Consider the following 13,733-nt stretch of genomic DNA (forward strand, 5'->3'; position numbering starts at 1 on the left):
GAGCTGTTCTCCAGAGAGCCGGTATATTGCTGAAAGCCGGTGTGCAGACGTTATTTGAAAATCATCTCCGAGGAGCCGAGGCTGAAAGTAAGTAAGCCCGGACGGATGTCTACCGTTACAAAGAACACGTATGATAGTACGTTGCTAAGCGCTATTAGTGAAAAAGCTAATAGAATTAGGGTGGTAACGCGGGTAAACCCGTCCCTACTTCATAGGGACGGGTTTTTTGTGTGCTTTTAAAACATTCAAAGGAGTGATTGTAGATGAAGAAAGTAGATGTAAAAGAGTCAGCTGTAGGGAGAGAAACACGTATTCGTAAGCAGTGGAACGAACAAAGCATTTTTGAACAATCAATTCAGAATCGAGAAGGCGCGCAATCGTTTGTGTTTTATGAAGGACCACCAACGGCGAACGGACTACCGCATGTAGGTCATGCACTTGGACGAACAATTAAAGACTTAGTAGCAAGATATAAAACGATGGCTGGTTATAAAGTGTTAAGAAAAGCAGGATGGGATACACATGGTTTACCTGTAGAATTAGGCGTTGAGAAGCAACTTGGTATTTCTGGTAAACATGAGATCGAAGAATATGGCATTGAACCATTTATTCAAAAGTGTAAAGAGAGTGTTTTCACATATGAGAAGCAGTGGCGTGAATTCACTGAAAGTATTGGTTATTGGGTAGATATGGATGATCCATATGTAACTTTAAAGAATCCATATATCGAAAGTGTATGGCATATTTTGGGAACAATCCATGAAAAAGGATTGTTATATAAAGGACATAGAGTTTCACCATACTGCCCAAGCTGCCAAACCTCATTGAGCTCACATGAGGTTGCACAAGGGTATAAAACAGTAAAAGATTTAAGTGCAACTGTGAAGTTTAAAGTGAAAGATAGTGAAAATGAGTATTTCTTAGGTTGGACAACGACACCTTGGACACTTCCAGCAAACGTTGCGCTTGCTGTCCATCCAAATATGGAATACGTTAAAGCAAAACAAGAAAGTCATGTATACATTGTTGCGAAAGAACGTGTACAAGAAGTATTAAAAGAGAATTATGAAGTATTATCTGTTCATAAAGGCGAAGAATTATTAAACACATCTTATACAGCGCCATTTCCGATGAAAGAAGTTACAAATGGTTACCGCGTTATTGCAGCAGATTTTGTAACGGGAGATAGTGGTACAGGACTTGTTCATATTGCTCCAGCATATGGAGAGGACGATTATAGAGTTGTTCAAAGTGAAGGATTGTCATTCTTGCACGTTGTAGATGAAAAAGGTGAGTATACAGAGGCAGTACCATTTTTGAAAGGGAAATTTGTAAAAGATTGTGACGTGGATATCGTTCGTTATTTAGCGAAGGAAGGTTTACTGTATCATAAAGAAAAATATGAACATAGCTATCCGCATTGCTGGCGTTGTGATTCACCACTACTTTATTATGCAGGAGAAAGTTGGTTAATCCGAACAACTGCAATTAAAGATACATTTTTACAAAATAATGATTCTGTTAATTGGTATCCGGATCATATGAAACATGGACGTTTTGGTAAGTTTTTAGAAAATATGGTAGATTGGAATATTAGCCGAAATAGATATTGGGGAACGCCATTGAATGTATGGGAATGTGAAAGTTGTGATCATCAGTTCGCACCGAAAAGCATTGCCGAATTAAGAAAGCATAGTACGAAAGAAACACCAGAAGATTTGGAATTGCATAAGCCTTATGTAGATGAAGTGCAAGTCTGCTGCGGGAAATGCGGAGGCACAATGAATCGTACACCAGAAGTGATTGATGTTTGGTTTGATAGTGGTTCTATGCCATTTGCACAATATCATTACCCATTTGAAAATAAAGAGTTATTTGAAGAGCAGTTTCCAGCGGATGTTATTGCAGAAGGAATTGATCAAACACGCGGCTGGTTTTATAGTTTATTAGCAGTATCAGCACTATATACAGGAAAAGTACCGTATAAACGAGTGTTATCACTAGGGCATGTTTTAGATGAAGAAGGGCAGAAAATGTCTAAAAGCAAAGGAAATGCACTAGATCCAGTTGATTTAGTAGATAAATTTGGTGCAGATGCGCTAAGATGGGCTTTACTTGTTGATAGTGCCCCGTGGAATGCGAAGCGTTTTTCTGAAAGAACAGTACTGGAAGCGAAATCTAAATTTGTAGATACATTAGTCAATGTGTATAGCTTCTACGTTTTATATGCAAATTTAGATGAGTATAATCCGAAAGAAACGTATGATGTAAAGCTTACAAAATTAGACGAATGGGTATTATCAAGATTGCATAGTACAACGAAAAAAGTGAGAACTGCACTTGATGATTATCAATTTACGAATGCAGCTCGTGAAATTGCAGCACTTGTAGATGAAGTGAGTAACTGGTATGTAAGACGCTCACGTAATCGTTTCTGGGAATCTGGTATGAACGCTGAGAAAGCAGCTGCGTATGAGACACTTCATGAAGTGCTTGTAACAATTAGTAAATTAATTGCACCATTTACACCGTTTGTCGCGGAAGACATTCATCTAAATTTAGAAGGAAGCAGCGTTCATTTAGCCGATTATCCAGTTGTAAATGAATCACTACTTCAACCAAAATTAGAAGCGGAAATGGATGCTGTTTTACAAGTTGTTGAACTTGGAAGAAGTAACCGTAATCAGCATTCTTTAAAAGTAAAACAGCCGCTAGCAGAACTTGTATTACTTGAGCATAACGAGAATGATATGGATTGGGAATCTTATCGTGATATCGTTATGGATGAGTTAAATGTAAAAGCATTCCATGTTGAACTCGATGAAACAAAATACACATCATATCAATTGAAGCTTAATTTTAAAACAGCGGGGCCGAAATTCGGTAAAAATGTGAATGCAGTGAATGGTTGGCTAAAACAATTATCACAAGAAGAAGTACAAAACTTTGTATCAACAGGAAGAGCAGTTTACGAAGCAACACCAGGAGAAGAAGTAGTTGTAACTGCTGAAGATGTGTTAGTTGAGAAAGTTGCAAAATCAGGATTCTCTAATACGACTAACGGACAATATACGGTTATGTTAGATACGAATGTAACGGAAGAATTGTTGCAAGAAGGAGTAGCGCGTGAATTCATTCGTGCGGTTCAAGAATATCGTAAACAGTTGAATTTACCAGTTAATTTACGAGTGGATGTTATTCTTGATACAGAAGTAGAGCTACAGCGAACGTTAACGAACCATAAAGATTTATTGGAAGAAAACTTACTCGTTAAACAATTTACATTTGGTCACTTAACGAACGAAGACGATGAACTTTCTTTAGGTGAAACGAAAGTTCGAATTAAATTAAGCGCGGCTCATTAAAGGAGAAGGAAGTTGGAATGATTCCAACTTCCTTCTTGTATGATGGAAATTTATCCGGCTAATTTCCTCATAATCCATTCGATAGGACCTCTAGAAAATTTCTTTCTCCATAACACACTAATTAAAATGCTGAAAATGAAAAATGCAGTAGCAAATAATAAAACGAATAGTAGTGATTGATTTTCCATTCTATTTAATAGAATTAATGTCCCAATACCGATAAATACATGACTGACATAATGAGTTAATGTTAATTGTCCTGTTTGTACAATGGAAGTGACAAACCAATTATTTCTATATTTTCCAGCGATATAGAGGCAAATGATTAATATAGCAATAGAGGATCCTGTAGCAGATAAAATATATAATACATTTGGTAAGATGGGTCCTGTATTAAATAAAAATGTGGCGGCCTCTCTGCCGATGTATGGAATAAAAAAGTGTGTAAGTCCTTTTGATAAAAGTTCTGTCAATATTGTGATTGTAATACCGAGTAAGAGTAATCTTTTTTTTATTTTTTTATTATGAAGATCTAACCTGCCAATTAACATACCGATTAAGAAGAACGAGAACCAAGGGAAAATAGGGTGATAGCCATTAAAGAATAAGTTGCGAAGAAAACCCTTTATTGTCCAGAAGTCTACATAATTTATAAATGGAGTTGGACCTACCCAACCCTCGAAAGTATTGAAAGTAAGCTGAAGAGATTGTGCGAACAATAAAATAATGATAGAAAGAAAAAGTAATAGTTTTTTGCGTACTGTCATGAGTAATGCAGCAACGAAAAGGTAAACACCATAGTAGTGTAATATATCCCCAGTCCACTCCATTACATATAGTAGTAATCCTAAAATAAATAAGAAAAGTGATCGTTTCCATATGGTCTTTCGGCTATTAGAAATTTTTATTTGTTCATTGCTAGCAACGGCTGACCTAGTCATTAAAGTTATACCGATGCCAGCAAGTATAACAAACAAAGCAGAGGCTCTACCTTCAAATAGTGACATGAAGGTTATTAAAAAAGGGGGACCATTTCCTTCTGCACCTGTTATCACCATGAAATTAACAAGTAGCATACCAAACATCGCCCAAGCTCTAGCAAAATCTAAGCCGATAATGCGTTTTTTTATATTCACTTCAACCCCTTCTTTCAAAAATGTTATTTACAGCTTCAATCCAAATTTGTTTATAATCTATCTTTGCATCAATCATCATAAAATTTCCGATATTATCAAGCACTAATGCTAACATATGAGCTTTTGAAACTAGATTTTTATTTTCAATTAATTGAAGTTCATTTGCTTTTGTAAGGAGTACTTCAAATCCATGTAAATATTCTGTTTGCACAGTTAGTAATCGATCTTTGTACATCTTGTTTCTTGAAGATAGTAATACATATTCTTGTAGCACTCGGTTAAAATAAGGGTCGTTTCGCTGTTCATCAATTATTTTAAGGCCAATTGCAATACATTTTTCAATAAAATTTGATTTTGTAAACTCTTCTGTATGGAAATACGAAGAGAACTGCATAGCTTTACATAATTCAGTAAAAATACATTCAATTAAAGCATCTTTAGACTTAAAGTAGTAATATATAGATGGTTTTGCGATACCAACCTCCTCACCAATCATCGTATAAGTTGTTTTAACAATACCGTACGTAGCAAAAAGGCGATAACTTGCTTCCATTATTGAAGAGAGTGTTTCTTCACTTTTACTCATATAGATCCTCCTAAAAAAAGGTTATTTAAATCGTATCATTTACAAGTGATTTTTTCAACCTACCGTTAGGTAAAAAATAGCCTATTTTTTTAAACAGTAATATAAAAAGCTTTAGGGATAAGGAATGGATTTAGAAATTTCTTTCTAAAGTATTGTGTTCACTTTACACATAAATATTGAGAAAATTTCACTTACCCTAAATGGAAAGGTAATAGAAGTGTTCATAGAGAATTACTCGTAGATTCAATTTTTATCCATCCGTTTTGCGGGGAATCATTGCCTAGTGGTAATGGGATAAGGTTGAGCTACTTTATTAGGGGGAGTGGTTCTATGTTTAATAAAAAAATGGTGGCAATGGCAATGACTGTGCCGTTAGTAATGGGGACAATTTCTACGGTTTCGGCATTGGAAAAACAACAGCAAGTAAAGTTAGAAGCTTATTCGCCACAGAAAAAAGCAACTGAATATTTAAAAGAAAATGCTGCGCAGTATGGATTGAAAACAGATCTTTCAGACTTGCAATATATTTCTACAACAGAAACGTCAGTAGCTTCATATGTTAGGTTCCAACAAGTTGTTAATGGCGCACCTGTATTTTCAAAACAAATAACAGTTACGCTTAACGGAGAGGGAAAGGGAGTACTCGCTGTTTCTGATTATCAGCCTGTTACAGGTGTGAAGGAAGTAACGACAAAAATTAGTGAAAAAGATGCAATACAAAAATCAATGGCGTATGTTGGAGAAGCAAGTGAGCAAAATTTATGGGCTCCTACAGATAAAGAGTTCGGATATATTGTTGAAGAAGGAATTGCTCGTCCAGTATATAAAGTTGTAGTCCATTCTAATAATCCATTTGGTGCATGGGAAACATTTATTGATGCAGAAAATGGAAAGTTAATTAAAAAGGTTGATATAAACCGAAAAGCTGAAGGGTCAGGAAAAGTATTTTTACCTAACCCAGTCGTATCTAGCGGTAGTAAAGTAGGCTTAAAAGATAATAACGATGCAGATTCAACAGCTCTAACGAACCAACTGAAAACTGTTACGTTAAAAGGTTTAGATGGAACAGGATTTTTAATTGGAGAATATGTAACGATTTCTTCAAAAGCGAAAACAAAATCTACGAATTTACAATTTAACTATACACGCGCAAATGATAGCTTTGAAGATGTTATGTCGTACTATCATATTGACACATTGCAACGTTACATTCAAAGTCTAGGTTTTAAAAATATTAATAACCGTTCGATAAAAGTGAATGTTAATGGTACAACTGATGATAACTCATTCTATTCTCCATCAACAAAAGCTTTGACTTTCGGTACTGGCGGTGTTGATGATGCAGAAGATGCTGGTATTATCGCACATGAATATGGGCATTCGATTCAAGATAACCAAGTTCCTGGCTTTGGTAGTTCAGCAGAAGGTGGAGCGATGGGAGAAGGATTTGGCGACTTCCTAGGTGCTACATATGAAGATGCAGTATCGACTACTGGATATGGTAAAGCATGTGTTGGAGAATGGGATGCGACAGCTTATTCTAGTTCAGATCCAACATGCTTACGCCGATTAGATACGAATAAAGTATATCCGAAAGATATAACGAATGAAGTGCATGATGATGGTGAAATTTGGGCTCAAGGCCAATACGAAATGGCACAAGCTTTTGGTCGTGATGTAGCAACAAAAATCATTTTACAATCACACTGGTCATTAACACCAAACTCTAAATTCAGTGATGGAGCGAAAGCGATTAAGCAAGCGGATGCTCTTTTATATGGCGGACAACATGCTGCTGATATCGATCGCATTTGGGCAGCGAGAGGCATTAGTACGAATTAATATAAAAAGTCGTGGCATTATAAGCCACGACTTTTTAATTTGCTTAAGAACTGGTACTAGTAAATAAAGCTATATCAATGATAGTGTGAATATATCCGTATCCCATTTACTTTTTGGATTCTTTAAAAACAAAATGCTCTTTAAATTTTCTAGATTCAACTTTTTGACCATTTCGCATCGATCGGAATGGGTGTTCTTGCCATGTAATAATAACATCAACTTCATCTGCTTTTGTAGCAACGGGTAAATTAGCGTGTTCAAATCCAGTTTTTCCACTTGCCAAACGACTTTCCTTTAGGGAAAAGAGTTCATATTTCGTTTTCTTATTTGGTTCGTTGCGGAATACTTCGACGTTTACATTATATACTTCACTATTCCCGACATTCTTTACTGAAAAATGATATGTTTGAAATTCATCTTTTTTAGCTTGAAGCATATTCTTGTTTGTTTTTTTCGGTTTATCAATATTCACTTGCCATCGATCAGAGTTTTGAGAGATTGGTAAAGATTTTGGTGAATAGGCATACGTTTCGTTTACTACAATTAAGCAAAACAAAAGGAGAAAGAAACTAATTGCTTTTTGCATAAACACACCTCGCTTTAAAATTTTTATTAATATGCGTAAATGAATTAGTTTTTATGTAAAAATTGGAAAATATTAAAGGTGTAATTTTGGATTTAATACATAAGAATATGTATTACAAAATTAACTTTTCACACTTTAGAAGAAGTTAGGAGTTATAAAACCAGAATGTTTCAAAAAAAGCTTGCGTTTTATAAGGTAAGGAGTTAGAATACTCTGTAAATATAAAAAGTGATGATCAGGAAAAGTACATGGTGCAAAGGTCTACAGAGAGCAGCCGGTTGCTGGGAAGGTTGCGATACCGCATGATGGAAAGACACCTGTGAGTGTTGCTTTGAACGTGATTATTAGTAAAAGCAAACGGTACCTACCGTTATCAGGGCTAAGATGGTCAATATGACAATTTGGGTGGTACCGCGGAAAAAATCCGTCCCTATTTATAGGGGCGGATTTTTGTATTCTTTGAAAGGGGGTGAGTGACCGTGGATGATGACGATGACAACAATAACGTAAATAAATATAAAATTACTGGAGGGAAAAATAATGGATTCAATAATGAAGCGTTCACTCACAAAAGAATGTACAAAGAAAAGCGGAAAGGTTGTATTACTTCAAGGATGGGTAAAAAAGATTCGACATCTTGGAAATGTTAGTTTTTTATTATTACGGGACAGAACAGGAGTAATTCAATGTGTATTAGAAAATGAATTGGCCGGATATAAAGTTGATGTAGAAAGTGTTGTCCATGTAATCGGTGAAACAGTCGAGACGTCGAAAACAGAATTGGGTGTTGAAGTACTTGCTCATGAAGTGAAAGTAATAAACGGTGCAGAGCCACTTCCATTTGAAATAAATAAAAAGAAGTTACAAGTTGGCTTAGATCAACTACTTAATGAGCGAGTAATATCATTAAGGCATGAGCGAACCGCAGCGATTTTTAAAGTGAAATCTACACTCGTTCAGAGCTTTAGTGAATTTCTTATAGAGAACGATTTCACACGGATCTTTACGCCGAAAATTGTTTCGCAAGGGGCAGAAGGAGGAGCAAATGTTTTTAAGCTTCCATACTTCCAAAAAGAAGCTTATTTAGCACAATCACCACAGTTTTATAAGCAAATGATGGTGGCAGGTGGGTTAGAACGAGTTTTTGAAATTGCACCTGTATATAGAGCGGAACATCATAATTCTTCCCGTCATTTGAATGAATATATATCGTTAGACGTAGAGCTTGGTTTTATTCATGATTTTTATGAAGTGATGCAACTAGAAACGGATGTTTTACGATATATGTTTCAACAAGTAGCGAAAAAATGTGAAATAGAACTACAACTATTACAAATAGAAGTACCTGTTATTACTGAAATACCTAAAATTACATTGTTAGAAGCACAAGAAATTTTGAAAAGTAAGTATCGTAAAGAATCTCCTGTAGGGGATTTAGATACAGAAGGTGAAAAGTTACTAGGGAAATATGTAAAGGAAACATATAATAGTGAATTTGTTTTCATTACACATTATCCGAAAGAAGCGAGACCGATGTATACGATGCAAAATAAAGAGAATCCAGCTATTACTGATTCATTCGACTTATTATATAAAGGGCTAGAAATAACGTCAGGGGCACAGCGAATTCATAATTATGAATTGTTACTCGCTTCGTTTAAAGAAAAAGGATTACATCCAGAGAAATTTCAATCTTATTTAAATACATTCCGATATGGTTGTCCACCACATGGAGGTTTCGGAATTGGGTTAGAAAGGATTGTATATAAACTATTAGAATTAACAAATGTACGAGAGGCGAGTGCTTTTCCGAGAGATTGTACTCGTCTCATACCGTAAAAAGAATCTTCGCGATTATCGCGAAGATTCTTTTTTTATAGTTCGTTTGAAAAGGTGAAAATATAGATTCTTTCTTTTTCTAATAAGCTTAGTAAAAGTCAGTTGAAATATGAACCATTTCGACAAAAAAATCAATATACCCCTTGACAGTTACAAATATAACCGATATACTTCATAGTAATTTCAAAAGAAAATATATTCTAAATATTACAATGTGTTGAATAGGAGTAGTAAGGTCATGTATTTGTACAGAGAGCTATGGGTTGGTGCGACATAGTCAAATGACATCCTGAACTCGCCTAGGAGCAGTAAGGTGGAACGGAATCACATTCTTAGTAAATCTTAACGGTTAACCTTCGATATTAGGTTTGTAATCAAACGATTACTACTAAGGTGGATTCATAATGGAATCAATAAGGGTGGTACCGCGTTAAGTAAATGGCTTAGCGTCTCTTTATATAGAGATGCGAGGCCATTTTTTTATTATATGGAAGAAGAAATGGAGGGTTTATTTGAATAGGTTTATAAAATTTATTTATTTATATAAAAAGATTTAATTAGGAGGAAAATGAGATGAAACAGACGGAGCAATGGACTTCGAAATTAGGTTTTATAATGGCGGCAGCCGGATCAGCAATTGGACTTGGTGCGATATGGAAGTTCCCTTATATCGCTGGGAAGAGTGGTGGAGGAGCGTTCTTTTTAATATTTATATTATTTACTGTTTTAATTGGACTACCGCTACTTATAGCTGAATTTATGATTGGACGCAGTACGCAGAAACAAGCAGTTGGAGCATTTAAAAGCATCGCACCAAATACAGGATGGCATTGGATTGGACGCCTTGGTGTTGGAACTTGTTTTATACTACTTTCGTTTTATAGTGTTGTAGGTGGATGGGTATTAATTTATTTATTCAGAGGAATAACTGGACAACTGATTACTCCAGGACAAAATTACGGTACATTATTTACTGAAACAATTGGGAATCCTGCTTGGGCTATTATGGGACATTTCGCTTTTATGTTCATTACGATATGGGTTGTATCAAAGGGTGTACAAAACGGAATTGAAAAAGCAAGTAAATATATGTTGCCAGCATTGTTCGTTTTATTTGTCGCTCTTATTATTCGGTCGTTAACACTTGATGATGCTATGAAAGGCGTGAAGTTTTTCTTACAACCAGATTTCTCAAAGATTACTTCAGAAAGTATTTTGTTTGCAATGGGGCAATCATTCTTTGCAATTAGTATCGGGATTTCAATTATGGTTACGTATAGTTCCTATTTAAATAAAAAAGAAAGTTTACCAAAATCAGCAATAACAATTGTTGGATTAAATTTATTTGTTTCATTATTTGCAGGTCTTGCTATTTTTCCAGCCGTATTTTCATTAGGAATGGAGCCAACAGAAGGACCTGGATTACTATTTATCGTATTACCATCTGTATTTAGTCAAATCCCATTCGGTGGATTTTTCTTAACAGTATTTCTTGCACTATTTACATTTGCGACATTAACATCAGCATTTTCTCTACTAGAAACTGTTGTTTCAGCATTAGCAAATGGTGAACAAGAAAAGAGAACGAAATTATCATGGCTGATCGGTTTCGGCATTTTCTTAGTAGGTATACCATCAGCGTTATCATTTGGAGTATGGAGTGATATTACGATTTTCGGAAAGAATATTTTTGATGCAGTAGACTTCTTATCTAGTAATATATTAATGCCACTTGGAGCACTATTTATTAGTATTTTCGTTTCATTCAAAATGGAGAAGAAGGTACTAGAAGCAGAGTTTTTTGTAGGTGGAAATTATGGAAAGAAAGTATTTACTTGTTGGGCATTTTTACTTCGATTTGTAGCACCACTTGCAATAATTATCGTCTTCTTAAATGTAATAGGAATTATTTAATATTAAATGTTATAATATTCAGTAAAAAAAGGGTGGTGATCATAAAGGAAAATTTGATAGAAGCAGGGAAATACATGAATATTAGAGGGAAAAAGCTATACGTTGAAACACATGGAAATCCTAAAAATAAGCCAGTCTTATACTTGCATGGTGGACCAGGAGAAAGTTGTTATGATTTTTCATTTCATCAAGCGGAACGTTTAAAAGATTCTCTATATGTAATTATGATAGATCAAAGAGGTGTTTGTCGCTCAGAAGAAATTACTGAAGACGAAGCTTTTGGATTAAATGATTTGATTGAAGACTGTGAGGAATTAAAAAAAGTATTACAAATTGAGAAGTGGTCTATAATTGGACACTCTTTCGGTGGATATGTAGCATTGCTTTATGAGTCGATATATCCAAGTTCAATAGAGAAAATAATATTTGAAGGACCAACTTTTAATTTTGCATTAACAAGTAGGGCTTTGTTACAAAAAACAGGGCATTTATTAAAAAAGTATGGAAAAGAAGAAATAGCAAAAGAATGCTTTGCTTATTCATCTAGCGATGCTAGTTCAGAAGAGTTGTTAGAAGCTTATATAAGATTAAGCGCTGAATTAGAAGAAAAAAGAATGGAGATTTACGATAATAAGGAAGATAGGACAGATGAGAGTTTATACAGTGATGAAGAGTGGGAAATATTTTCAAATCGCTCCAAAATTCACTTTGATAGATTAAAATTAGAGGGAGCATGTCATACATCATTATTATCAAAAATAAAAGATGTACAAAATCTAATGTTATTAATAGTAGGAAAACATGATGTAGTAACGTGTGAAGAACAAATTAAAACATTTAATAAAGATGCCCGAAACGGCAAGTATATCGTATTTGAAGAGAGCGGTCATTCACCTCATTATGAGGAAGCAGATAGATTTGCAGAAACAGTCATACATTTTTTGAAATGAAGAAAAGGGTGCTTCTATAAATGAGAGGCACCCTTTCTAAATTTCTGGATATGTGATTGTGATGCTAGGCCACTTACTTTGCCAATTCTTTTTTATAACTCTGTTTTTGTACATATGTAATCGTTCTTTCGATTTAAGAAAATGAGCTGTTGGTTTCACTTGTAAGGAAAGGACATCTTCAATACCACATGGGGCTGTTAAGATAACGTTGTTTAGTTCATCAAGTGTAACTCCTAAAGCCGTTGCTGTTTCAGGGAATTTAGATATAGCATTAACAGAAGAAGAATATGGTGGCATATTATTCACTACATGCATACGAGCTTGATTTTTTACAGACCAAGGGATAGTAGCATCAATATTCATTAATTTCGTTTCTAATGATTGTTCGTATATCTCATCTTGATGTAGACTATCATAATAAATCACATCAACATCAGGCATAGCCGTTTTAGCTTCATAGTCATGTAAAGTATCCCAAATTTTAGAACGAACAAATCCGGCACAAATCCACCAATCAGGTAGCTCTAGTGATTTTGCCATTTGTAATACATTCATCATCCATTCGTCGTTTTCTATTAAGCGAATGATATCTTGTTCTGTTTGTATAGTCATTTGTTATCTCACCTGCTTTTTTTTAGAGAGTAAATTTAATTCATAAGCTTTATAATCCATGTAATCCAGTAAGCACCTGGTATGAATAACAGTTGAGCAAGTAATGTACCAAAAAGTCTAGAAATCATTAGCCAAGCATACATTTTACTCATTGCTTCAGCACCTTCTTCTGATTGAAGAGCTCGCTCTGTTAAAAGAGCAATACGTGGATCTAGTAGCACTGTTAATAAAATAGTAGCAAAACCATTAATAAGACCAGAAGCTGTAGTGGCTTTTGTTGCGAAAGCTGGAATTAAAAAAGAAGCATATAGTGCGGAAAGAACTCCCGCTGTATAAATTGCAGTAGCGAACATGTTAATAAGCATTATACGCTTTGGAATACCGCCGATACGCAGTCTATGAATCATTTCTAACTTTGGAAAGCGGACATATTTTTTTGTGTACTTTAATTTTTGAATGTTATTCGTTTTCATCATTCGAATGAAAGAACCGTCTGTTTCAAAGTTTTGAATGACATATCCAAATAGTTTTGTCAAAGTTGGATACAGTATAATCGCAAGCAATGTACCGATAGAAGCAGATAATAGTACAAGACGTATAATATGCTCTAAATCAATAGAAGGATCTAGTTTTGCTTCGTCCACAATCCCGCCAAGTAAAAAGGCTTGTAGTAAGTTTGACGTTCTTGAAATGAGTAATACGATTCCTACGACGGATAATGCGACAGCAATCTTCTTTAAACGAACCCCCGCTAATCGAATACTATAAGAGCTTGTTTCAACTGCGTGGATTACAATTGTGAAAGCCATTATAAAAATTAACGTAATTGACATTTGTTTCACCAGTTTCTATTAAAATAATTGTAACTTTTTTACTTTATCATATCTATCGTATTTTGTAACT

At 34.8% G+C, this 13,733-nt stretch carries 10 protein-coding genes and 3 other annotated features (1 of these 13 running past the window's edge); of the genes, 5 read left to right on the forward strand and 5 right to left on the reverse strand.

Translation table 11 applies throughout. The features are described 5' to 3' along the window. Nucleotides 1-209: a binding site (T-box leader), on the forward strand (it extends 32 nt beyond the left edge of the window). Nucleotides 210-263: 54 nt separating this feature from the next. Beyond that, nucleotides 264-3,365 (forward strand): isoleucine--tRNA ligase, encoded by a 3,102-nt coding sequence (gene ileS, locus MR112_RS04640; RefSeq protein WP_242244817.1) that lies wholly within the window; start codon nt 264-266, stop codon nt 3,363-3,365. Nucleotides 3,366-3,415: 50 nt separating this feature from the next. Here the strand turns inward: ileS and MR112_RS04645 are convergent, their stop codons facing one another. Together MR112_RS04645 and MR112_RS04650 are read right to left on the reverse strand one after the other, a co-directional pair. Then, on the reverse strand, nt 3,416-4,501 hold the full coding sequence (locus MR112_RS04645; protein WP_242244818.1) for a DUF418 domain-containing protein: 1,086 nt from the start codon (nt 4,499-4,501) through the stop codon (nt 3,416-3,418). A 1-nt stretch (nt 4,502) separates the two neighbouring features. Continuing rightward, nucleotides 4,503-5,087 carry a TetR/AcrR family transcriptional regulator gene (locus MR112_RS04650; protein ID WP_000045224.1) on the reverse strand — a complete coding sequence of 195 codons (585 nt, stop codon included), beginning with the start codon at nt 5,085-5,087 and terminating at the stop codon, nt 4,503-4,505. Between the two features lie 330 nt (nt 5,088-5,417). Here MR112_RS04650 and MR112_RS04655 point away from each other — a divergent pair, with 330 nt between their 5' ends. Then, a complete protein-coding gene (locus MR112_RS04655) occupies nt 5,418-6,929 on the forward strand; it encodes a M36 family metallopeptidase (RefSeq protein ID WP_000482274.1) in 1,512 nt (503 codons plus the stop codon). A gap of 106 nt (nt 6,930-7,035) precedes the next feature. On the opposite strand, the gene MR112_RS04660 is transcribed toward MR112_RS04655, so the two are convergent. Next, on the reverse strand, nt 7,036-7,515 hold the full coding sequence (locus tag MR112_RS04660; protein WP_242244819.1) for a hypothetical protein: 480 nt from the start codon (nt 7,513-7,515) through the stop codon (nt 7,036-7,038). A 222-nt stretch (nt 7,516-7,737) separates the two neighbouring features. Then, nucleotides 7,738-7,950 (forward strand) — a binding site (T-box leader). 105 nt (nt 7,951-8,055) lie between these two features. On the opposite strand from MR112_RS04660, the gene aspS reads away from it, so the two are divergent. From aspS to MR112_RS04675, 3 genes are all read left to right on the forward strand, one after another. Further along, nucleotides 8,056-9,354, forward strand: coding sequence for an aspartate--tRNA(Asn) ligase (gene aspS, locus MR112_RS04665; RefSeq protein WP_000377334.1), 1,299 nt, complete (start codon nt 8,056-8,058; stop codon nt 9,352-9,354). Between the two features lie 208 nt (nt 9,355-9,562). Beyond that, nucleotides 9,563-9,811: a binding site (T-box leader), on the forward strand. Nucleotides 9,812-9,927: 116 nt separating this feature from the next. Then, nucleotides 9,928-11,268, forward strand: a complete 1,341-nt coding sequence (locus tag MR112_RS04670) for a sodium-dependent transporter (protein ID WP_000814537.1) — start codon at nt 9,928-9,930, stop codon at nt 11,266-11,268. A 74-nt stretch (nt 11,269-11,342) separates the two neighbouring features. Beyond that, the gene (locus MR112_RS04675; RefSeq protein WP_242244820.1) at nt 11,343-12,218 is read left to right on the forward strand and encodes an alpha/beta fold hydrolase; all 876 of its coding nucleotides are present in this window, start codon (nt 11,343-11,345) and stop codon (nt 12,216-12,218) included. Nucleotides 12,219-12,254: 36 nt separating this feature from the next. Here MR112_RS04675 and MR112_RS04680 read toward each other — a convergent pair whose 3' ends face one another. Beyond that, nucleotides 12,255-12,830 carry a nucleotidyltransferase family protein gene (locus MR112_RS04680; RefSeq protein ID WP_000155287.1) on the reverse strand — a complete coding sequence of 192 codons (576 nt, stop codon included), beginning with the start codon at nt 12,828-12,830 and terminating at the stop codon, nt 12,255-12,257. 35 nt (nt 12,831-12,865) lie between these two features. After that, complete coding sequence (locus tag MR112_RS04685; protein ID WP_000028911.1) at nt 12,866-13,663, reverse strand: lipid II flippase Amj family protein; 798 nt, start codon at nt 13,661-13,663, stop codon at nt 12,866-12,868. Nucleotides 13,664-13,733: the final 70 nt, after the last annotated feature.

Source organism: Bacillus cereus group sp. BfR-BA-01330, from assembly GCF_022663885.1.
Lineage (GTDB): Bacteria > Bacillota > Bacilli > Bacillales > Bacillaceae_G > Bacillus_A > Bacillus_A cereus.

Coding starts and splice junctions, on each gene's coding strand:
- ileS (WP_242244817.1), top strand. CDS start 264: ATGAAGAAAGTAGATGTAAAAGAGTCAGCTGTAGGGAGAGAAACACGT.
- MR112_RS04650 (WP_000045224.1), bottom strand. CDS start 5,087: ATGAGTAAAAGTGAAGAAACACTCTCTTCAATAATGGAAGCAAGTTAT.
- MR112_RS04655 (WP_000482274.1), top strand. CDS start 5,418: ATGTTTAATAAAAAAATGGTGGCAATGGCAATGACTGTGCCGTTAGTA.
- MR112_RS04660 (WP_242244819.1), bottom strand. CDS start 7,515: ATGCAAAAAGCAATTAGTTTCTTTCTCCTTTTGTTTTGCTTAATTGTA.
- aspS (WP_000377334.1), top strand. CDS start 8,056: ATGGATTCAATAATGAAGCGTTCACTCACAAAAGAATGTACAAAGAAA.
- MR112_RS04670 (WP_000814537.1), top strand. CDS start 9,928: ATGAAACAGACGGAGCAATGGACTTCGAAATTAGGTTTTATAATGGCG.
- MR112_RS04675 (WP_242244820.1), top strand. CDS start 11,343: ATGAATATTAGAGGGAAAAAGCTATACGTTGAAACACATGGAAATCCT.
- MR112_RS04680 (WP_000155287.1), bottom strand. CDS start 12,830: ATGACTATACAAACAGAACAAGATATCATTCGCTTAATAGAAAACGAC.
- MR112_RS04685 (WP_000028911.1), bottom strand. CDS start 13,663: ATGTCAATTACGTTAATTTTTATAATGGCTTTCACAATTGTAATCCAC.